The organism is Nocardia sp. NPDC055002, from assembly GCF_053608825.1.
Genome location: NZ_JBSGWE010000004.1, coordinates 260,988 through 281,824, shown reverse-complemented (window position 1 = coordinate 281,824; position 20,837 = coordinate 260,988). Strand labels below are relative to the sequence as shown.

The 20,837-nt window shown below is 68.3% G+C and carries 18 protein-coding genes and 1 tRNA gene; 9 read left to right on the top strand and 10 right to left on the bottom strand.

Going from position 1 to position 20,837, the window contains the following annotated elements; all coding sequences use genetic code 11:
- Nucleotides 1-200 precede the first annotated feature (200 nt).
- Both ACWF99_RS18135 and ACWF99_RS18130 read right to left on the bottom strand, forming a co-directional pair.
- On the bottom strand, nucleotides 201-1,844 hold the full coding sequence (locus tag ACWF99_RS18135) for a fatty acyl-AMP ligase (RefSeq protein WP_378636039.1): 1,644 nt from the start codon (nucleotides 1,842-1,844) through the stop codon (nucleotides 201-203).
- Between the two features lie 122 nt (nucleotides 1,845-1,966).
- A complete protein-coding gene (locus ACWF99_RS18130) occupies nucleotides 1,967-2,623 on the bottom strand; it encodes a lysophospholipid acyltransferase family protein (RefSeq protein ID WP_452536907.1) in 657 nt (218 codons plus the stop codon).
- Between the two features lie 97 nt (nucleotides 2,624-2,720).
- Between ACWF99_RS18130 and ACWF99_RS18125 the strand changes: the two genes are divergently transcribed.
- Nucleotides 2,721-3,281: a TetR/AcrR family transcriptional regulator gene (locus ACWF99_RS18125; RefSeq protein ID WP_378636044.1), complete on the top strand. Its 561-nt coding sequence runs from the start codon at nucleotides 2,721-2,723 to the stop codon at nucleotides 3,279-3,281.
- Here ACWF99_RS18125 and ACWF99_RS18120 read toward each other — a convergent pair.
- Nucleotides 3,271-4,449 (bottom strand): aminotransferase class V-fold PLP-dependent enzyme, encoded by a 1,179-nt coding sequence (locus ACWF99_RS18120; protein WP_452536904.1) that lies wholly within the window; start codon nucleotides 4,447-4,449, stop codon nucleotides 3,271-3,273. The genes ACWF99_RS18125 and ACWF99_RS18120 overlap by 11 nt on opposite strands.
- Before the next feature lie 122 nt (nucleotides 4,450-4,571).
- Between ACWF99_RS18120 and egtA the strand changes: the two genes are divergently transcribed.
- The 4 genes from egtA (at nucleotide 4,572) to egtD (ending at nucleotide 9,088) form a co-directional block, all read left to right on the top strand.
- The gene (egtA, locus tag ACWF99_RS18115; RefSeq protein WP_378636049.1) at nucleotides 4,572-5,858 is read left to right on the top strand and encodes an ergothioneine biosynthesis glutamate--cysteine ligase EgtA; all 1,287 of its coding nucleotides are present in this window, start codon (nucleotides 4,572-4,574) and stop codon (nucleotides 5,856-5,858) included.
- 85 nt (nucleotides 5,859-5,943) lie between these two features.
- Nucleotides 5,944-7,278: an ergothioneine biosynthesis protein EgtB gene (gene egtB, locus ACWF99_RS18110; protein WP_452536902.1), complete on the top strand. Its 1,335-nt coding sequence runs from the start codon at nucleotides 5,944-5,946 to the stop codon at nucleotides 7,276-7,278.
- Nucleotides 7,278-8,120: an ergothioneine biosynthesis protein EgtC gene (gene egtC, locus ACWF99_RS18105; protein WP_452536900.1), complete on the top strand. Its 843-nt coding sequence runs from the start codon at nucleotides 7,278-7,280 to the stop codon at nucleotides 8,118-8,120. The genes egtB and egtC overlap by 1 nt, the downstream gene beginning before the upstream one ends.
- Nucleotides 8,117-9,088, top strand: a complete 972-nt coding sequence (gene egtD, locus ACWF99_RS18100; protein WP_378636056.1) for an L-histidine N(alpha)-methyltransferase — start codon at nucleotides 8,117-8,119, stop codon at nucleotides 9,086-9,088. Before egtC ends, egtD begins: the two co-directional genes overlap by 4 nt.
- Nucleotides 9,089-9,201: 113 nt before the next feature.
- Here egtD and ACWF99_RS18095 read toward each other — a convergent pair whose 3' ends face one another.
- The 6 genes from ACWF99_RS18095 to ACWF99_RS18070 all read right to left on the bottom strand — a co-directional run bounded on the left by ACWF99_RS18095 (nucleotide 9,202) and on the right by ACWF99_RS18070 (nucleotide 13,866).
- Nucleotides 9,202-9,576 carry a hypothetical protein gene (locus ACWF99_RS18095; RefSeq protein WP_378636058.1) on the bottom strand — a complete coding sequence of 125 codons (375 nt, stop codon included), beginning with the start codon at nucleotides 9,574-9,576 and terminating at the stop codon, nucleotides 9,202-9,204.
- Nucleotides 9,577-9,641: 65 nt separating this feature from the next.
- Nucleotides 9,642-10,307 carry a DUF2461 domain-containing protein gene (locus ACWF99_RS18090; RefSeq protein WP_378636060.1) on the bottom strand — a complete coding sequence of 222 codons (666 nt, stop codon included), beginning with the start codon at nucleotides 10,305-10,307 and terminating at the stop codon, nucleotides 9,642-9,644.
- 87 nt (nucleotides 10,308-10,394) lie between these two features.
- Entirely contained in the window at nucleotides 10,395-11,021 is a 627-nt protein-coding gene (locus ACWF99_RS18085) for a hypothetical protein (RefSeq protein WP_452536897.1), read from the bottom strand.
- A gap of 215 nt (nucleotides 11,022-11,236) precedes the next feature.
- The gene (locus tag ACWF99_RS18080; RefSeq protein ID WP_056813833.1) at nucleotides 11,237-12,217 is read right to left on the bottom strand and encodes a ribose-phosphate diphosphokinase; all 981 of its coding nucleotides are present in this window, start codon (nucleotides 12,215-12,217) and stop codon (nucleotides 11,237-11,239) included.
- The gene (gene glmU, locus ACWF99_RS18075) at nucleotides 12,214-13,704 is read right to left on the bottom strand and encodes a bifunctional UDP-N-acetylglucosamine diphosphorylase/glucosamine-1-phosphate N-acetyltransferase GlmU (protein ID WP_378636066.1); all 1,491 of its coding nucleotides are present in this window, start codon (nucleotides 13,702-13,704) and stop codon (nucleotides 12,214-12,216) included. Before glmU ends, ACWF99_RS18080 begins: the two co-directional genes overlap by 4 nt.
- Nucleotides 13,705-13,795: 91 nt before the next feature.
- Nucleotides 13,796-13,866, bottom strand: a tRNA-Gln gene (locus tag ACWF99_RS18070).
- Nucleotides 13,867-14,093: 227 nt separating this feature from the next.
- Here ACWF99_RS18070 and ACWF99_RS18065 point away from each other — a divergent pair.
- The gene (locus tag ACWF99_RS18065) at nucleotides 14,094-14,732 is read left to right on the top strand and encodes a TetR/AcrR family transcriptional regulator (protein WP_379223884.1); all 639 of its coding nucleotides are present in this window, start codon (nucleotides 14,094-14,096) and stop codon (nucleotides 14,730-14,732) included.
- Between the two features lie 160 nt (nucleotides 14,733-14,892).
- Complete coding sequence (locus ACWF99_RS18060) at nucleotides 14,893-15,540, top strand: TetR/AcrR family transcriptional regulator (protein ID WP_358071707.1); 648 nt, start codon at nucleotides 14,893-14,895, stop codon at nucleotides 15,538-15,540.
- 1 nt (nucleotide 15,541) lies between these two features.
- Here the strand turns inward: ACWF99_RS18060 and ACWF99_RS18055 are convergent, their stop codons facing one another.
- Nucleotides 15,542-16,165 carry a TIGR03085 family metal-binding protein gene (locus ACWF99_RS18055; RefSeq protein ID WP_452536894.1) on the bottom strand — a complete coding sequence of 208 codons (624 nt, stop codon included), beginning with the start codon at nucleotides 16,163-16,165 and terminating at the stop codon, nucleotides 15,542-15,544.
- Nucleotides 16,166-16,382: 217 nt separating this feature from the next.
- Here ACWF99_RS18055 and mfd point away from each other — a divergent pair, with 217 nt between their 5' ends.
- Nucleotides 16,383-19,997 carry a transcription-repair coupling factor gene (gene mfd / locus ACWF99_RS18050; protein ID WP_452536892.1) on the top strand — a complete coding sequence of 1,205 codons (3,615 nt, stop codon included), beginning with the start codon at nucleotides 16,383-16,385 and terminating at the stop codon, nucleotides 19,995-19,997.
- Between the two features lie 8 nt (nucleotides 19,998-20,005).
- Nucleotides 20,006-20,701: a MazG family protein gene (locus tag ACWF99_RS18045; protein ID WP_452536890.1), complete on the top strand. Its 696-nt coding sequence runs from the start codon at nucleotides 20,006-20,008 to the stop codon at nucleotides 20,699-20,701.
- Nucleotides 20,702-20,837 lie beyond the last annotated feature (136 nt).

Below are 20,837 nucleotides of genomic sequence, written 5' to 3'. Positions count from 1 at the left end.
CGCTGGCGCGCTCGGGTCGCGGCCCCTGGGGGCCGCCGGTTAACCACCGGGGCTTGCTCCTTCGTCGCGTACGCCCCGGCGGCTAACCGGCGACCCGGCCGCGACCGGCCACTTCGTGGCCGTCCCTCCCTAGGGGTCGGGAGTGCGGTGGGTGGGTTGGGGGGTTGTTGAAGACGGGGGCGACTGGGTGCGGTGAGTAGCTATCGCAAGTGCACCGCGGTGGCAGAGCGTCGGAGTTTGCCGGAGGAGGTCTTCGGCAGGGCTCCCGGACCGAGGACGGCGACCGTGCGGGGGCGCGAGCCTACTTCGGCGAAGACCTCGTGGACGATCTCGCGCTCGATCCGCTTCACCTCGTCGGCCTCCTGATAATCGTTGGATTCGACCACCACCGCGAAGCTTTCGCGTTTCTCCCCCGCGTCCAGGCGCACCGCGACCGCGTTGCCGGGGCGCACGCCCGGTACGCGCAGTGCGGCTCGTTCGATGTCGGTGGGGTAGATGTTGCGCCCGCCCATGATGATGACGTCCTTCATGCGCCCACACACCACCATCAGGCCGTCTTCGGTGAAGTAGCCGATGTCGCCGGTGTCGAGCCAGCCGTCGGCATCCTTGGCGGGGCGGAAGCCGTCGACGGTGACATAGCCCGAAGTGACAGCGGGGCCGCGCAATTCGATCACGCCGACCGAGCGGACCGGCAGCGGCTGACGTTCGGCGTCGACGACGCGACCCTCCAGATCGTCGACCAGGTGCCCCAGCGTGGGCAGCCTGCGCGGGGTGCCGTGGTGGCCGTCCTCGGCGATCGGTACCGCCTTGCCGACGACCTCGAGCAGGTCGGCATCGATCACGTCGAGCACCTGCCCGTTGCCGGGGTCGGGAATCGATACGGCCAGGGTGGTCTCGGCCATGCCGTACACCGGCGTGAGTGCCATCGGGCTGAGCCCGAACTGGTCGCCCGCCGCCGCGAGGGCGATCATGGTGTCGGGATCGACCGGTTCGGCGCCGTTCCACATGTAACGCACGCTGGACAGATCCAGGGAGCCGGGTTCGGCCTGACGCAGGCGCCGGGCCAGCAGGGAGTACGCGAAATTCGGCGCGGCGGTGACAGTTCCGCGATACTTGTCGATCAGCTCGGCCCACAGCAGTGGCCTGGCCAGGAAGTCCAGCGGTGTCACGCACACCACCTCGGCACCGAATTGCATCGGCACGCTGAGGAATCCGACCATGCCCATGTCGTGGAACAGCGGCAGCCAGCTGATCATCACGTCGTCGTCGAGCTGGAATTTGACCCGGGTGAACATCGCGTGCGCGTTGGTGTTGAAGTTGCCGTGGGTGATCCGGACGGCTTTGGGTGATCCGGTCGAACCGGAGGTCAACTGCTGCAACGCGATATCGCCCTCGGTGGTCGGTACCGGATCGGTGTCGACACCCCGGTGCAGCTCCTCGACCGGCACCACGATGATCCCGCGTTCCCGGAGCACCGGCTCGGCGGCCGCGAACGGCGCGCCGAGTACGACCGCCTTCGCGTCGATCATGTGCAGCACCGTTTCGGTGTCACGCACCCAGACCGCGAGGTCGGTGCGTGGCGTGGGTTGATGCAGCATGGTGATGGAAGCGCCACGCATCCAGATGGCCTGGCAGGCAGGCGCGATGTCGACCGGCAGGCCGGCCAGCACGCCGACGGCGTCGCCGTGCCCGATCCCGGCGGCCGCGAGACCACCCGCCATCCGCCGCGCCTGCCTGTGAATGTCCCCCCAGGTCTGCCGCAGTGGTGCCTCCGGCTCTCCGGTGACCAGCCCCTTGGAGCTGGTCAACGCTGTGCCAAACATTTCGTCGGTGAACCTGCTCAACGTCGGTCTCCCTTTACGCCAACGATCGGTTACGGCCGTGCTCTGCACTCCCAACAAGAAATCCCGCCCCGCCCCGCGCGTGTTAACCCGGGCTGACGCCCCAGCACCCCTGCTGTTGCGCCCTAGACAGCGAAGGTGGCTGCGTAGCGGTCTACGTATGGTCTACCCGATAACGTGGCAATTTCCCGCATCAGCAGGTCGGTTGCCGCTCTGACCTGGGCGTGATGAACAGCTGTGGGATAGCGCCGCGGGGGGTGGACGGTGATGCGTACCTTGGTGAAACGCAACAGTTTCCGACCGCGAGGATTCATGCGATCGGTACCGTCCAGGACCACGGGCACCACCGGTGCCCCGGTGGCCATGGCAACGCGCAGCGCCCCGGTGCGACCACGATAGACCCTGCCATCCCGTGACCGTGTGCCCTCGGGGTGAATTGCCCAGGCGCCGCCGCCGTCGAGGATCGCGGTGGCCGCCGCGAGCGCGTCGGCGGCCGCGTCGCCGCCGGTGCGGTCCACCGGTACCTGGCCCGCGGCGGTGAAGAACCAGCGTTTGCATCGCCCACGTAACCCCGTGCCGGCGAAGTACTCCTGCTTCGCCAGGAATGTGAGTGGCCGTGGGATCACCAGGGCCAGGTAGAGCGAGTCGATGAAGGCCAGGTGATTGGCCGCGATGATCACCGGACCGGTGCGTGGAATGTGCTCCAGCCCTTCGACGTGCGGGCGACCGAGCAGGCGCAGCGCCGGGCCGATGAGGACGTATTTGCACAGCAGATACCACATGGGCAGTCCCTTCGTAGACAGTGTCTACGCAGGCTAGTAGACACTGTCTACGCATGCGACCGCGAAGGTCCGCGAACGGGTGTGCAGAATTGCCGGTATGCCTGAATCGTTGCGCGAGCGCCTGGTTGACGTCGGTGTCGATCTGCTCGAAACCGACGGTTTCGGCGCACTCGGGCTGCGTGCGATCGCGCGGGCCGCCGGCGTCTCCCATGGCGCGCCGCGGCGGTGGTTTCCCACGCACGCGGCGCTGCTCGCGGCGATCGCGGCGCGCGGATTCGGGGAGCTGATCGAGCGGTTCTCGGTGCTCGCCACGATCGACGACCCACGGGAACGGTTACGTCGAATGGCCGTTGACTACGTGGATTTCGCGGTGTCGCGGCCCGAGATGTTCACGCTGATGTTCCGCCACGATCTGCTGGCGGGCTCCGGCGAGAATCTGCGGGCGACGACGCGGCCGCTGTACGGACAGGTGGTGGAGCTGGTCGCGGCGGTGGCGCCGGAGTCGGCGCCGCAGCGCGCGCTGGCCCTGTGGACCAATGTGCACGGTTTGGCGACGATCGCCGTCAACCGGACGCTGGAGATCGTTGCCCCCGATCAGGACCCGCGGGTGCTCGTGGACCGGATCGTCCGCGAGCACCTCGCGGGGCTCAGCGAGTGAGGTCGGCCAGCGTCGCGACGAAGCGGTCCAGGTCGGCCGGGCCGACGAAATAGTGCGGGGAGGCCCGCAGCACGGCAGGCAGAGTGCGCTCGGACATGTCGAGCAGGGTGGAGCCCGCGTGACTGACGGTGACGGTGATCGCGTGCTCGGCGAGCCGATCGCGCAGCTGTTCGGGATCGTGGCCGTCGGCGGTGAACGAGACGATGCCGCTGTGCTCGGTGCCCAGATCGCGCACGGTCACGCCGGGCAGCTCCGGCAGGGTCTTGCGCAGGTACTGGGCACGGGTGGCCACGGCCGCGTAGACCTCGTCGGGCCCCTGCTCGAGCAGGTAGTCGACGGCGGCGCCGAGACCGAGGCGGGCGGCGACACCGCACTCCCAGAATTCGAACCGGGCAGCGTCGTCGGCCAGGCGGTATTCGCCGGGGCTCACCCACGCGGCACTGTGCAGGTCGAGGCGGGTCGGTTCCATCGTCTGCGCCAATTCGGAACGCACGTACAGGAACCCGGTGCCCCGGGGGCCGCGCAACCACTTGCGACCGGTCGTCGACATGGCGTCGACCCCGAGTTCGGTGACGTCGATAAGCAGCTGGCCGGTCGACTGGCAGGCGTCGAGCAGTACCAGCGCACCGGCTTCGTGGGCGATGCGGGTGGCTTCGGCGACCGGGTTCACGAGGCCGCCGTTGGTCGGGGCGTGTTGCAGCGAAACCAGCCGCACGCGTTCGTCGAGCATGTCGGCGAGCGCGTCGGTGTCGAGACGGCCGGTGTCGTCGCTGGGAATGCGCTCGACCACCGCACCGGTGTGCTTCGCGCGCTGGAGCGCGGCGATCGCGTTGCTGGCGTAGTCGGCGCCGGAGATCAGGATCCGGTCGCCGGGGTGCAGCGGTACCGAGTAGGCGAAATCGGCCCATGACCGGGACGCACTGTCGCTGAGGGCGATGGTGTCGGGCGTGGCGCCGATGAGCGTCGCGATCGAGGTCTTCACCGCGGCGAGATCGTCCAGACGCTCATTAGCCGCCCGATAGCCACCGATCTCCGCTTCGCGGTGTAAGTGGGTGATCATCGTGTCGAGGACGGTCTTCGGCGGCAGTGACGATCCGGCGCTGTCGAGGAAGACCTGACCGTCGGCAAGTCCTGCGGTGTCGGCTCTGATCGCGGCGAGGTCAAGCATGGTGACGACGATAGCGCCCCGAGCCGTTCGGATTTTCGTCACTTTCTCTGTCGGTGGACCTCGCTACTCTGGAATGAGCGAAACGCAGGTTCCCCGGCAGCACGCAGCACGTGGAGGTTGGTATGGCGGTCACCCTGGAACGTTCATCGTGGCCCGATTATGCTCCTGACCAGGGAGAAATGTCGTCCAGGGCGGCGGCGGAGGCCTATGTCGGCGGCGTCTGTTTCAAGCTCGGTCCCCCTGCGCTGATCGGCGCCGAACTGGAGTGGCTCACCGCCGGTCCCACCGGTTCGCGGCCCTCGCTCGACCAGCTGGCAGCGGCCCTCGGGCCGCACGCACCGACCTCCCTCGCTCCCGCTTCCGCCGCGGTTGCTCTGCCCGGCGGGAGCCTGGTCACCGTCGAACCCGGTGGTCAGATAGAACTTTCCAGCGCACCGTTCGCTGATCCGGCCGCGCTGACGCAGCATCTGCGCGCTGATGCGGCCCGTTTGCGGGACCTGCTCGCCGACCAGGAGATCAGCGTCTTCGCCGCCGCCGCCGATGCGGGCCGTCCCGCCGAGCGTTTGCTTCGTTTGCCCCGCTACGCGGCGATGGAACGTCATTTCGACGGCGTCGGCCCCTTCGGCACCCTGATGATGTGCAATACCGCCGCCACGCAGGTCAGCGTGGACGCCGGCGCCGATCCCGCCGAGGTGCGGGCGCGCTGGACCGCCCTCTACGCCCTCGGCCCCACCCTCATCGCCGCCTTCGCCTGCTCACCGCGCCTGCACGGCGTGCCGCGCGGCGACTGGGCGTCTCAGCGCATGCGCACCTGGTTGCGCCTGGACCCCGCCCGTTCCAGACCCCCGGTGGCCGACTGGGCGGACCCGATCACCTCGTACGCCCACTGGGCTCTCGACGTGCCGCTGCTGTGTGTGCGGTGCGCCGATGCCGACGCCGACTGGTCCCCGCCCCCCGGTGCCACCTTCGCCGATTGGCTGTCCGGCGCCCTCGACGACGAAGTGGGCCGCCGCCCGACCCGCGCCGATCTGGACTACCACCTGACCACCCTCTTTCCCCCGGTCCGAGCATCCGGTCACCTCGAGGTCCGCTACCTCGACACCCAGCCCGGTGAAGCGTGGACCACCCCGATCCACCTGTTCGACGCGCTGCTGTCGACCCCCGCTGTCGTCGCCGAGGCGACAGCCCTCGCCGCGCCCACCGCGGGGGAGTGGTTGACGTCCGCGCGTTGCGGCCTGCTCGACCCGCACTTGCGCCGCGCTGCAGTAGACGTGCTCGACCTGGCCGCCGCCCATGCGCGAACACCCTCCGCTGCCGCGGAATTGGCCGCCGCGGCCCGCCGATGTAATGCGGGCCGCAGTCCACTCGCCGAGGTCGACTCGGCACGCAACGGCGCGGGCGGGTCGTGATGGTCTCGCCGCCGGCCGCCCGTGGCCGGCATGCCGCTGTTCTTCTGTCCGAAGTCGTTGCCGACCTGTCTGTTTCGGAGCTCTCGTGACTCTTTCCGCCCCCGCCGACCACAGTGACCGCGACCGGACGCGGGCCCGCATCGCCGAGGTCCTGTCGCGTGCTCGCCGCCGCACCACCCTGCTCACCGAGAGCGTGGACGAAGCCGATCTCGTCGCGCAGCATTCGCCGCTGATGTCGCCGCTGGTCTGGGACCTGGCGCATATCGGGAACCAGGAAGAGCTGTGGCTGGTGCGCGATGTCGGCGGCCGCGATGCGGTGCGAGCCGATATCGACGAGCTCTACGACGCGTTCAAGCACGCCAGGTCGAACCGGCCCGCGTTGCCGCTGCTCAACCCCGAGCAGGCGCGCGGCTACGTCGGCTCGGTGCGCGAAAAGGTCCTCGACGTCCTCGATTCCAGTGATCTGTCCGGTAATCCACTGGTGGACAACGGTTTCGCGTTCGGCATGATCGCTCAGCACGAACAGCAGCACGACGAGACCATGCTCGCCACCCATCAATTGCGAATCGGCGCGCCGGTCCTGTCAGCGCCGCCCGCCCCGGTCGCCCAGGTGCCGGCGGGTGGCGAAGTCATCCTTCCCGCAGGCGAATTCCTGATGGGGACCTCGGCCGATCCGTGGGCGCTGGACAACGAACGCCCCGCCCATCCGGTGCACGTCGACGGCTTCGCGATCGATGTCGCGCCGGTGACCAACGGGCAGTTCCTCGCCTTCCTCGACGACGGGGGCTACGACCGGTCCGAGCTGTGGTCGGAGCGTGGCTGGGCGCACCGCAGGGAGGCCGGCCTGGTCGCTCCGCAGTTCTGGGAGCGCGACGGTGACGGGTGGACGCGCACGGCATTCGGCGTCCGCACCCCGCTGCGGCTCGATCAGCCGGTGGTGCATGTGTGCTGGTTCGAGGCCGAGGCCTTCGCGCGGTGGGCGGGCAAGCGCTTGCCGACCGAGGCCGAATGGGAGAAGGCGGCCCGCTTCGACCCGGAAACCGGTGCGTCGCGCCGCTATCCGTGGGGCGAGGACCAACCGGACGCGCACCTGGCCAACCTCGGCCAGCGACACCTGGAACCAGCCGAGATCGGCGCCTATCCGGCCGGTGCGTCGGCCACCGGCGTGCACCAGCTCATCGGCGACGTCTGGGAATGGTGCTCCTCGGGTTTCGAGGCCTACCCCGGGTTCCGCGCGTTCCCCTACCGCGAATACTCGGAGGTCTTCTTCGGCGGCGACTACCGCATCCTGCGCGGCGGATCCTTCGGCACCGACGAGGTCGCCTGCCGCGCCACCTTCCGCAACTGGGATCACCCGATCCGGCGGCAGATCTTCGCCGGGTTCCGGCTCGCCCGAGATCTGCGCGAGGACGAACTCTGATGTGTAGGCACCTCGGTTACGTCGGCCCACCGGTGGGGGTCGGCGAGCTGATTCTGCGCGGCCCCCACTCGCTCTATACCCAGTCCTGGGCGCCGGTCGACATGCGCGCGGGCGGCACCATCAACGCCGACGGCTTCGGCGTGGCCTGGTGGCGCCGCGCCGATGTGGGAACGGAGGGCGCCCGCGACGCGGTAACCCGCTACCGCAACCACGCCCCGATCTGGACCGACCCCGCCGTCGCCGAGGTGCTCGGGCAGCTCGAATCCCGTTCGGTCGTCGCCGCCGTGCGCTCGGCCACCGTCGGCATGCCGGTGGAGCGTTCGGCCTGCGCGCCTTTCACCGACGAACACTGGGCCTTCAGCCACAACGGCGTCGTCCCGGACTGGCGAACGACGCTCGTCGCCGTCGTCGCCGACCTGCGTGAAGTCTGCACCACCGCAACGCTGTTCGATTCACCCGCGGTGCTGCTGCGGGCGGAGGCGCTCACCGATTCCGCTGCGCTGTGGGTGCTGCTGCGGGGCCTGCTCGGGGCGATCGACCCCGCCGGCCCCGTCACCTCCCCGGCCGACGCCCTCCAGCTGCTGGTCGCGACCGTTCTCCGGTATCAGCCGAGCGCTCGCCTGAACCTGTTGCTCGGCAACGGAATCCAGCTGTGGGCCACCACCTGCTGGCACGCGCTGTCGGTGCTCGTCACCGACGACTACGCCGTGCTCTCGTCCGAACCCTACGACGCGGACCCGCGCTGGCAATCCGTCGTCGACCACCAACTGGTCACCGCCACACCCGGCCACTGCACCATCACCGCACTCGAACTCCCCGCTACCGAAAGGGTCCGTTCATGACCGCGCCGCTGCTGGACATCCACCTCACCGACGACGATCTCACCGCGGCCTTGCGCACCGACGCCCGCACCGGTCTGACCGCCGACCCGAAGTCGCTGCCGCCCAAGTGGTTCTACGACGCACGCGGTAGTGAGCTCTTCGAACGGATCACCGAACTGCCCGAGTACTACCCGACCCGCACCGAGCGAGCCCTGCTCGAGCGGGTGGTCGGTGAGATCGCCGCGGCCGCTCGCGCCGAGGTGCTGGTGGAGCTCGGCTCGGGCTCGGCCGCCAAGACCCGGCTGCTGCTGGATGCGCTCACCGCCGAAGGTTCGCTGAAAACCTATGTTCCGCAGGATGTCTCGGCCTCGGCGCTGCGCGGTGCGGCCGCCGAGATCGCGGCGGAGTACCCGAACCTGTCCGTGCACGGTGTGGTCAGCGACTTCACCGACACCCTGCACAACCTGCCCCGCGGTGGCCGCCGCATGATCGCCTTCCTCGGCGGCACCATCGGCAACCTGGTCCCCGCCGAGCGCGCCGAATTCCTGGCGGGCATCAACGAGGTCCTCGAACCCGGCGAGTTGCTCCTGCTCGGCGCGGGCCTGGTCATCGACCCGGCGATCCTGGTCCCCGCCTACGACGACGCCGCGGGCGTCACCGCCGAATTCAACCGCAACGTCCTGCACGTCCTCAACAACCGGCTCGACGCCGACTTCGCCCCCGAGAAATTCGACCACGTCGCCCGCTGGGACGCCGAGAACGAGTGGATCGAAATGCGCCTGCGCGCCACCGAGGCGATGACAGCCACCGTCGCCGGCCTGAACCTCACCGTCGACTTCGCCGCGGGCGAAGAGATGCGCACCGAGATCTCCGCCAAATTCCGCCCCGATTCCCTCGCCGCCGAACTGCACCGAGCCGGCTTCACCCCCACGCACACCTGGACCGACCCCGACAATCGCTTCATCTTGTCCCTGTCCGAACGCCGCTGAGTCCTGGCTCCGGCCACGAAATGCGCGCCGGCGGTCAGGTCAGGAGGGCGGCAACCGAGCGGTCACGACAAGCGGGGTGCGTCGGCGGTGACGTCATCGAGCGGGACGTGTGGTCAGAGGTCGAGTTCGTCGGCGAGGTATTCGCCGCTGGTGAGGTTCTCGTCGCCCTCCAGGTCCTTTTCGACGCCTTCCTCGCCGTTGACGGCGTCGTCGTCGAAGAGGTCGCCGTCGACATCGTCGTCGCCGACCACGCGCATCGCGCCTACCTCAGCGGGGCGTTCGTCCTCTGCCATCGCCTCCTGGCGGGACCCGCGCTCGGTGTACTCCTCGGAGACTTCCTCGTTGATGCCGAGGAAGCCGTCGGCGTCGGCTTCGTGATTGCGGATCACGTAGTCGGCCGGTGGGTCTTCCACATAGCGTTCGTATTCGACGATGTCGTCGGCTTGATCGTCATCGCCCATGTCCATGTCCAACGGTTCACGGCTCATGGTTTCCAGTATCGGCCTCCGACGGCCGTCCGTCACGAACCACGCCCGGGCCGGGCGGTCGCCGGCTACGGGCGTCTGCCGCTGGTGTCCTCCGGGACGCCTTGGAGGACGGCGGCGAACCATTCGACGAGCGGCCGCAGGTCGTTCCAGGCGCGGCGGATCTCGGTGGCCGCGGCCGGGGTGGTGAGCCACTCCGGTGCGCCGAACTCGCGGTGCACGGTCAGTGATTTGTGGCGCAGCAGGTCGATGCGCGGATGGTCGATGGCGTAGCCCTTCGGCTTGGTTTTGAGCTTGTCGCCGCCGAGGGTGAAACCGGCCGCCGTCGTCGCGGCCAGGATCTTCTCCAGCTCCGCGCCGCGCACCTCGTCGTCGATCGTGGCCCGCAGGACAGCCAAGGCGGTGGGCGAGGGCCGGAAGCAGCCGCCCGCGATGAACAGTCCCGCCGCCCCGATCTGCACGTACCAGCCGACGCCGGGCGACACTCCCGCCACCGCACCCTGGTGGGTTTTGTAGGGCAGTTTGTCGGCCGAGAATCGGACGTCACGGTAGGGCCGAAAGATCTTGGCCTGTCCGAATTCCGCCGCCAGTTCGGCGGCGAGCGCGACCATCGGTGCGCGCACGGCCTCGTCGTAGATGTGTTTGTGCGCGTTCCAGAAGGCCTTCGAGTTGTCGGCCTCCAGGTCTTCGTAGAAGTCGAGTCCGGCGAGCGGGAATCCGGTGAAAGCGTCCATCGGTGCGGCGTTTCTCAGTTCTGTTCGGGGACGGGGGCGGCGTGGCGACCGGGCCGGCTACCGCCTACCAGTATCGCCCGCCGAGGCTCAAACACCGCCGATCAGTGCCACGAACACGAGCACCAGAACCGCGGCCAGCGCCGCGATGGCCCCATTGGCGATCGCCGCCCACTTGCCCATCGGCTCACCCTTGGCATGTCCGACCAGCCCGAGCACGACTCCCGTCGGCGCGGTCACGAGCACCGGCAGCCCGCACAGCATCACCCCACCGAGCACCGACGCCGCGACACAGCAGAAGCTGATGATCGACCACACCGGCGTGCTGTCCCGGTAGCCGTACCCCGGCGGAGGCGGCGACGGGAACTGCCCCGGGTATTGCGGCGCTCCGTAAGGTGCCCGACCAGGCGGCGGATAGCCCGGAGCGGGATATATCGGCGCGGCATTGCCGACAGCGGGATAGCCGGGCGCGGGAAACATCGGCCCCGGCGGTGGCGGCGGATACGGCGGCAACTCGACAGCCGGATTCGCGACCCCAGCCCAGGGCTGAGCGGCGGGCGGTGGGGGAAACGGCACCGCATCACCCGGGGTTACCGGAGCGGCGATCCCACCCCATGGTTCCCCGCCCGCCGGATCAGCCACCTCCGGCGCGTCCTGCACCCGCGGCACAACCTGATCCTTACCGAGTTCGACCCGCCGCTCCGGCTCAGTCCCCATGCCGCCCCCTGTCACGTCCCGCACTACGACAGGACCACCATGCACCAAAGACCAGCCGGTGCGCCATTGTCCGAGGACAAACGCACCGACTGGTCTCGAGAGAACATGGGTAACTCACCGGGCACGGGCTAACCCTCAACCTCTGAAGGCTTGCCGCGTCCCCAACCCAACCCCGCGCCTCAGTCTGGCCAAAAGTCACGGAGAGGCGGAACAGCTCAAGCGTTGCCGTTGAACAGGCCCGTGACCGAGCCGTTCTCGAAGACCTCGCGGATGGTGCGGGCCAGCAGCGGCGCGATCGACAGCACGGTCAGCGTCGGGAACTTCTTGTCCTCGCTGATCGGCAGCGTGTTGGTGATGACGACTTCCCTGGCGCCACAGTTGGCGAGGCGCTCGGCGGCCGGATCGCTGAGCACACCGTGGGTGGCCGCGATGATCACGTCGCCCGCGCCGGCTTCCTTGAGGACCTTCACCGCGCCGGCGATGGTGCCACCGGTGTCGATCATGTCGTCGATCAGCACGCAGGTGCGGCCTTCGACGTCACCGACGACGCGGTTGGACTTCACCTGGTTGGGCACCAGCGGGTCGCGGGTCTTGTGGATGAACGCCAGCGGCGTGCCACCGAGCGCGTCGGCCCACTTCTCGGCGACCTTCACGCGGCCCGCGTCGGGGGAGACGACCGCGAGGTTGTCCGACGGGTAGTTGGTGCGGATGTAATCCGACAGCTGCACCAGCGCGTGCATGTGATCGACGGGGCCGTCGAAGAAGCCCTGGATCTGGTCGGTGTGCAGGTCGACGCTGATGATGCGGTCGGCACCGGCGGTCTTGAGCAGGTCGGCGACGAGGCGGGCCGAGATCGGCTCGCGGCCGCGGTGCTTCTTGTCCTGGCGCGCGTACGGGTAGAACGGCAGCACCGCGGTGATTCGCTTGGCCGAACCGCGCTTGAGCGCGTCGATCATGATGAGCTGTTCCATCAGCCACTGGTTGAGCGGCGCGGGGAAGCTCTGCAGCACGAAGGCATCGGAACCGCGGACCGACTCCTCGAACCGGACGAAGATCTCACCGTTGGCGAAGTCACGCGCGGTCTGCGGGGTGATGTCGACGTCGAGTTCCTTGGCGACCTGCTCGGCCAGCTCAGGATGTGACCGGCCGGCGAAGAGCATCAAGTTCTTCTGGTTGTCGATCGAGAACGCGGTCACTGCTGGTTGCCATCCTTTTGCTCGATTGTCTTCGAAGACGTCTCGTCTGCCGCGATGGCTTCCGCCGCCGCGCGCGCCGCAGCGGTTCCTGGACGGTAGCGCTGCACCCAGTTTTCAAAAGTGCGCTGTGGCCCACCCGACACAGCAAGTGCACCCGGTGGAACGCTTCTGCGCAGTACAGTACCCGCACCCGTATAGGCTCCGTCACCCACGGTGACCGGCGCGATGAACATGGTGTCGCTACCTGTTCGCACATGGGAACCAACCACGGTGTGGTGCTTGTTCACTCCGTCATAGTTCACAAAAACGCTGGAAGCGCCGATGTTGCTGTACTCGCCGATCGTCGCGTCGCCGACGTAGGTGAGGTGGGGCACCTTCGAGTGCGCGCCGATCGAGGCGTTCTTGGTCTCGACGAACGCGCCGAGTTTGCCTTCCTCGCCCACGACGGTGCCGGGGCGGAGGTAGCTGAACGGGCCGATGGACGCGCCGTCGCCGATCTGAGCGTGCGTCCCGTGCGTTCGGATCACACTCGCGCCGACTCCGACGAGCACGTCGGTGAGCGTGGTGTCGGGCCCGATCTCGGCGTCCTCGCCGATCTCGGTGCTGCCGAAGAGCTGGGTGCCGGGCCGCAGCACGGCGTCGCGCCCGATCCGCACACTCGCGTCGATCCAGGTGGTCGCCGGGTCGATGATGGTGACGCCCGCGCGCATGTGCCGTTCGAGAATGTAGCGATTGAGGGTGGCGCCGGCCTGCGACAACTGCACCCGGTCGTTCACGCCGGTGACCTTGTTGGAGTCGATCAGCCGCGCGCCGTGTACCGGATGACCGGCTTCGCGGGCCAGCCGCAGCACATCGGTGAGGTAGAGCTCGTGCTGGGCGTTGGCGGTGGACAGCCGCCCGATCATCGTGCGCAGCACGGACGCGTCGAACGCGTAGACGCCGGAGTTGACCTCTTTGATCTTGGCCTGTTCCGGGGTGGCGTCGGCGTGCTCCACGATCTCGGCGACCTGACCGTCGTCGTCGCGCACGATCCGGCCGTAACCGTTGGCGTCGTCGGGCACGAAGGTCAGCACCGTCACGGCGGGCCGTTCGGCGTAGCTGCGGTGCTCGTCGAGCAGCGCGGACAGAGTGTGCCCGTCGAGCAGCGGCACATCGGCCGAAGTGACGAGAAGGTCGCCGTCGAAGTCCGTGGGGATCGAACCCAGTGCGCACTGCACCGCGTGTCCGGTTCCGAGCTGCTGCTCCTGCACCGCGCACACGATCTCGCGGCCGAGTTCCTTACCCACGTCCGCGACGGCGGCTCCGACCTTCTCCCGGTCGTGCCCGACAACGGTGATCAGGTGGGTCGGATCGATCTCGACGGCGGCGTGCAGCGCGTGCGAGAGCATCGACCGGCCTGCTAACGGGTGCAGCACTTTCGGAGTCTTCGACCGCATTCGCGTCCCAGCACCTGCTGCGAGAACGACGACGGCGGTCTGCGGTGGCATGGATCTCCCTCGGCTGCCTGTCAGCGAGTGCTGTGGCGGGTTCGGTCGGTAGATGGTGCGGGCCGACGATACGTCACTGTGTGTCCGTGTGCTCCGCCGCCAGGACTCGAACCTGAACTATCTGAACCAAAATCAGAGGTGCTGCCATTACACTACGGCGGATCGCCACACCAGTGGGCTCTCGGAGCCCACCACTGTGCTACGGCACGCCAGTGATCCTCGCACACGATCCCGCCCTCGGGCGAATCTTGTGTACGCCTGTCGCGTCCGTGCTCGGACGCCGTTGTTAGCCTTCTGGAACGCACGTACTGATTTCTCGTGAGTCGAAACGCGGAGAGGCGGGGGCACGCATGTCGTCCAGTGAGCCGGGGCGGGCCACCAGGCCCAGGATGACGGGTACGCAGCGCAGGCAGCAGCTGATCGAAATCGGCCGCGCATTGTTCGCGGAGCGGGGGTACGACGCGACATCGATCGAGGAGATCGCGCAGCGGGCGCAGGTGTCGAAGCCGGTGGTCTACGAGCATTTCGGTGGCAAGGAGGGCCTGTACGCGGTGGTCGTCGATCGTGAGATGTCGATGCTGCTGGAGATGGTCACCTCCTCACTCACCCGCAATCGATCGCGGGTGCGATTAGAGCAGGTGGCGCTGGCCTTGCTCACCTACATCGAGGAGCGGACCGACGGTTTTCGGATCCTGGTCCGCGACCAGCCCGCCGCCAACTCCGACGGGCGCTACTCGAGCCTGCTCAACGAGGCCGTGAACCAGGTGGCCCATCTGCTCGCCGGTGATTTCGGCCGTCGCGATCTCGATACCAGCCTCGCCCCGCTCTACGCCCAGGCTCTGGTCGGCATGGTCTCGACCACCGCCACGTGGTGGCTCGACGAGCGCACCCCACCCAAAGAGGTGGTCGCGGCGCACCTGGTCAACCTGTGTTGGAACGGTTTGAGTCATTTGGAAGCCGAACCGGGGCTCAGCTCCGAATGGAATACGGGGACTACGCCGACCAGCGGTGGGGTAACCGGACGTTAGCGCAAGCAGCGTGGACCGAATCCATGATTCGGCTGCCACTTTGCCGCCTGGTGGTACGGTTCACCCATCCTTTTGGGTGCTGCCGGGCGGTATGTCGAGCAAATTTCGGGATGTCGGTCTACTTCAGGATGGCTGGATTATTGGATGACAGGCGGATCTGATGGCTAGGCAAGCACGCGCGGAGATCACCCGCGACTCCGTCCTTGCTGGCGCTGCCGATGTCTTTCTCCGTTTGGGCTACGCCAACGCGAGCCTCAGCGAAATCATCGCGCAGTCCAATGTGACCAAGGGCGCCTTGTACTTTCACTTCGGCTCCAAGGAGGAGCTGGCCAGGGCGGTGGTCGATCAGGGCAACGAGCGCCTGACCGGATCCTGTCAGGGTTTCTTCGATTCCCGGGTGCCCGCGCTGGAGGCGGCCGTCGGGATCACCTATGTGGTGGCCGATCTGTCGATGAACGATCCGATGGTGGGCGCGATGCTCAAGCTCACCCATCAGATCGGTGACTATCGCGGCGCGCAGGGCGACAACATCGCCAAGACCTGGGGCGAGACCTACCGGTTGCTGTCGGAGCGGGCCATCGCCCAGGGCGACCTGATCGCCGACCTCGATCCCGAGGTGGTCGGTGTGCTGCTCCAGGAGCTCACCGCGGGCGTGCACATCGTCGCGGTCGGCACCGAGTCGATGGAGCAGATGGCGGCGCGGATGGAGCGGGCCTGGTACTTCCTGCTGCCCTCGCTGGTGCCGCCGGAGAAGCTGTCGTACTTCCGGGAGTTCGCGGCGCGCAGGCTGCGCCGCTACGTCGTCTAGTTCACACGCTGCGGTCGGTGGCGAGCACCGTCCGCACGTCGGCCTCGGGTCCGGTCGGGGTGATCCGGACTTCGTCGCGGCCGAAGGCGTGCAGGAGCAGCTCCGACGGCGTGCCGGTGAGCACCACTTCGGCGCCGTCGCCACGGTGCGCCGTGATCCGGGCTCCCTGCGGCGTCGCGAGGACGACCGGAACCGGCGACTTGCGGTAGGCCGCGCGGGCGACGGCGCGCAGTGCGGTCCACAGGCGGTCCTCGTCGCGCGCCGCCAACTGCCTTGGCTCCCAGCCCGGTTCGGACCTGCGCACGTCTTCGTGGTGGACGAACATCTCGCTGAGATTGGCCACCGCGTCGACCGGGCGCAACGGCGACCACCACGGCGGCCCGGTGCGGACCAGCTCGAGCAGCTGGGCGAACGGCCGCTGCGCGATCTGCGCCTGCTTGGCTTCCAGGTAGCCGGCCATCGGCCGGAAGACGATGCCCACCGACGCGTCGGGCCTGCGTTCGCGGACCACCAGGTGGGCCGCGAGGTCGTGCACCGTCCAGGTGCCGCACAGGGTCGGCGCGGCAGGGCCGGCCTCGGTCATCGTTTCCACGAGGGCGTGGCGTTCACGTCGAGCCAGACTCACGCCTCGACCCTACGCGTGTCGCGGTATCCACGGTGCCGAGCCTGTCGGCGAACAGCAGGCCCCGGCCGAGCCCCGTCTTCGACACGCTGCTCGACTGTCTGCCGGACCTTGGATTGTTTCGCCGGGGGTCAGCCGCGGGCCGACCCCCGGGAATCACTCATCTAGACTTCGAGACGGGCTGCCTCGCCTATCCCGTCTGCGTATTCAGGAGCGAACAATGTCCTCCCTTCGTCCTCCGCTCGCCGGTCTGGCCGAAGTGGTCGCGGGTGACGCCGCGCTGCGGATGGTCACCGACCTGGTCGGCAAATCCGGGGTGGAATTGGTCGCACCATCAGCTGTGCGGCCGTTCGTCGCCGCGACGATCGCCGATCAGCGTCCGCTGGTGGTGGTGACCGCGACCGGTCGCGAGGCCGACGATCTGACCGTGGAACTCACCGAGATGCTCGGCCCGTCGGTCGCCATGTTCCCGTCCTGGGAGACCCTGCCGCACGAACGGCTCTCGCCCGGCCCCGACACGGTCGGGCGCAGGCTCGAGGTACTACGCAGGCTGGCCCATCCCGAAGACCCCGTCTACCCCGAACCGCTGCGGGTCGTGGTCACCACGGTGCGTTCGCTGATGCAGCCGATGACGGCCGGGCTCGGCGATATCGAGCCGGTGGTGCTGCGTGTCGGCGGTGAACACGATTTCGACGAATTGCTCGCTCGCCTGGTGGAATTCGCGTACACCCGCGTCGACATGGTCGGCAAGCGCGGCGAGTTCGCGGTTCGTGGCGGCATCCTCGATCTGTTCGCGCCGACGGCGGATCATCCGGTGCGCGTGGAATTCTGGGGCGACGAGGTCACCGAGATCCGCCCGTTCTCGGTCGCCGATCAGCGTTCGCTCACCGAGAGCACCGTCGAGACGGTGGTCGCGCCGCCGTGTCGCGAGTTGCTGCTCACCACGCCGGTGCGCGAGCGCGCCACCGCGGTCGCCGCCGACAACGAGGCCGACGCCTCGCTGGTCGAGATGCTGAACAAGATCGCCGAGGGCATCCCCGTCGACGGCATGGAGGCCCTGCTGCCGGTCCTCGCGCCGGGCAAGCTCAGCCTGCTCACCGAGGCGCTGCCCGGGGGCACCCAGTTGCTGCTGTGCGATCCGGAGAAGATCCGCACCCGCGCAGCCGATCTCGTGCGCACCGGCGAGGAGTTCCTCGAAGCCTCATGGACCGCCGCCTCGTTCGGCAGCGACGCGCCGCTGGGCGCCAACGGCCTCGACCTGGCGGCCTCGGGCTACCGCAGCCTGCCCGAATTGCACACCAGCGCAGACGAACTCGGCCTGCCGTGGTGGACGCTGAGCCCACTCAGCTCCGGCGACCCGATCGAGGTGAACCTGCCGGTGGCCGCCGGGCCCACCGCCCGCGGGTCCGAGGAATTGGTCGCCACCATCTTCGCGTCGCTGCGCGCGCACGTCGCCACCGGTGGCCGCGCGGTCGTCGTGGTCACCGGTCACGGTACGGCGCAGCGTGTGCTGGAACGGCTCGGCGAGGCCGAAGTGCCCGCCGCCCTGCTGCCCGCCGGAGGGGTGCCGGAGCCGGGAGTGGTCGGCGTCCTGTGTGGTTCGCTGCACGACGGGTTGATCTTCGACGATGCCGGGCTGGTGGTCGTCGCCGAGTCCGATCTCACCGGCAACCGGGTCACCGCGCCCACCGAGGGCAAGCGGCTGCCCGCCAAGCGCCGCAACCAGGTCGACCCGCTCGCCCTCACCTCGGGCGACATGGTGGTGCACGACCAGCACGGCATCGGCCGGTTCGTCGAGATGATCGAGCGCACCATCGGCGGCGCGCGCCGCGAGTACCTGGTGATCGAATACGCGCCGAGCAAGCGCGGCCAGCCCGGCGACCGCCTGTTCGTGCCGATGGAATCGCTGGACCAGCTCTCCCGCTACGTCGGTGGCGAACTGCCGAGCCTGTCCAAGCTCGGCGGCTCCGACTGGGCGAACACGAAACGCAAGGCGCGCAAGGCCGTTCGCGAGATCGCGGGCGAGCTCGTGCAGCTCTACGCCGCGCGCCAGGCCGCGCCGGGCCACGCCTTCGCCCCGGACACCCCGTGGCAGCAGGAGATGGAGGACGCGTTCGCGTTCACCGAGACCGTCGACCAGATGACCGCCATCACCGACGTGAAGTCGGACATGGAGAAGGCGGTGCCGATGGACCGCGTGGTCTGCGGTGACGTGGGCTACGGCAAGACCGAGATCGCCGTGCGCGCCGCGTTCAAGGCGGTGCAGGACGGCAAGCAGGTCGCCGTGCTGGTGCCCACCACGCTGCTCGCCCAGCAGCATCTGCAGACCTTCACCGAACGTGTCGCGGGCTTCCCGGTGACGGTGAAGGGGCTGTCCCGGTTCACCGATGCCTCGGACTCCAAGGAGATCCTGGCCGGTCTGGCCGACGGCTCGGTCGACATCGTGGTCGGCACCCACCGGCTGTTGCAGACCGGCGTGCGCTGGAAGGACCTCGGCCTGGTGGTGGTCGACGAGGAACAGCGCTTCGGTGTGGAGCACAAGGAACACATCAAGGCGCTGCGCACCCACGTCGACGTGCTCACCATGTCGGCCACTCCGATCCCGCGCACCCTGGAGATGAGCCTGGCCGGTATCCGCGAGATGTCGACCATCCTCACCCCGCCCGAGGAACGTCATCCGGTGCTCACCTATGTGGGCGCCTACAACGACAAGCAGGTCACTGCCGCCATCCGCCGCGAGCTGATGCGCGACGGTCAGGTGTTCTACGTGCACAACCGGGTGTCCTCGATCGACAAGGCCGCCAAGAAGATTCGCGATCTGGTGCCCGAGGCGCGTGTCGTCGTCGCGCACGGCCAGATGAACGAGGACCAGCTCGAGAAGACCGTGCAGGGATTCTGGGAACGCGAGTACGACGTGCTCGTGTGCACCACGATCATCGAGACCGGCCTCGACATCTCCAACGCGAACACGCTGATCGTGGAACGTGCCGATTCCCTCGGACTTTCGCAGTTGCACCAGTTGCGTGGCCGCGTCGGTCGTTCCCGTGAGCGCGGCTACGCGTACTTCCTGTATCCGCCGGAGAAACCGCTCACCGAGACCGCCTACGACCGCCTGGCCACCATCGCGCAGAACTCCGATCTCGGCGCGGGTATGGCTGTGGCGATGAAGGACCTCGAGATCCGTGGCGCGGGCAACGTGCTCGGCGCCGAACAGTCCGGTCACGTCGCCGGCGTCGGCTTCGACCTGTATGTGCGACTGGTCGGCGAGGCCGTGGAGGCCTACCGCGCGGCCGCCGACGGCAAGCCGATCGTCACCGAGGAGAACAAGGAGGTGCGCATCGATCTGCCCGTCGACGCGCACATCCCGCCCGACTACATCGCCAGCGACCGGCTGCGGCTCGAGGGCTACCGCAAACTCGCCTCCGCCCAGGACGATTCGGCCCTGGCCGCGGTCGTCGAGGAGCTCGTCGACCGCTACGGCCCGCTGCCGGTGGAGGTCGGGCGGCTGGTGGCGGTGGCCAAGCTGCGCCTGCTCGCGCGCGAGTACGACGTGTCCGAGATCGTGGTCACCGGCTCGTCGCTCAAGATCGCCCCGCTGAATCTTCCTGATTCCAAACAACTTCGGCTCAAGCGCATCTACCCCGCGGCCAACTATCGCCCGGCGAGCGGGCTGATCACCTTGCCGCTGCCCCGGATCACCGACAGTGTCGGCGCCGACCGGGTGCGCGACGTGGCAGTGCTGCAATTCGTCGCCGATCTTCTGCTGGTGCTGGACGGTAAACCCCAGGGGATGGTGGATCTTTCGGTGCCGACGGAAGCCGCGGCGGCGCGATGAGCCAGGAGATGTCCCAGGAACAGGCCGACACCGCGGTCGTCGCCGCGGGACTGTCCGACGCCGTCGAGGTGATGGATCGCCTCTGGCATTTCGGCGGCTGGGAGCGCACCCAAACTCACGAGTCGCTGCGCCCCTATCTCCTCGAGGAGACCTACGAACTCCTCGACGCCATCCAGGCGGGCGACGCCGAAACCATCAAGGAAGAACTCGGCGACCTGCTGTTGCAGGTGCTGTTCCACTCCCGAATCGCCGAACACGCGGGCGAGTTCACCGTCGACGACGTGGCAGCGACCCTGGTCGGCAAACTCGTCCATCGCAGCCCCTACCTCACCGATGCCGATTTCTCCTCGGGTACCTCGGTGGCCGCCAAGATCGCGGCGCAGGAAAAGGCGTGGGAGGAGCGCAAATCCGCGGAGAAGGCCCGCCGCTCCTGCCTCGACGGCATCGCCATGGCCCAGCCCGCCCTCGCTCTGGCCGAGAAGATCCGCACCCGCAGCGCCAACGCGGGTCTGCCCGCCGATCTCGTCCCGGACACTCTGCGCGTGGTGGAACTGGGTGGTCCTGATTCGGCCGAGGAACGGCTCCGCACAGCGGCCGTCGACTTCGCTACCGCCATCCGCGCCGCCGAGGACGCCGCCGAAGCCGAACGAGGCGCTCGGTCGTCGCTCAGCGCGGATGACTGGCACATCTTCTGGCCGCGCTGAGCAACCCTCGACGACCGTGTCGGCTACCGCTGAGCTAACGACGCTTCGCGGGCGCCGGCGCACGGCGTGGGCGGCTGAGACGTTGCTGAGATCTTGTGGACAATCGTGCGCGCGCCAGCGGGCAAGGGCCACACAG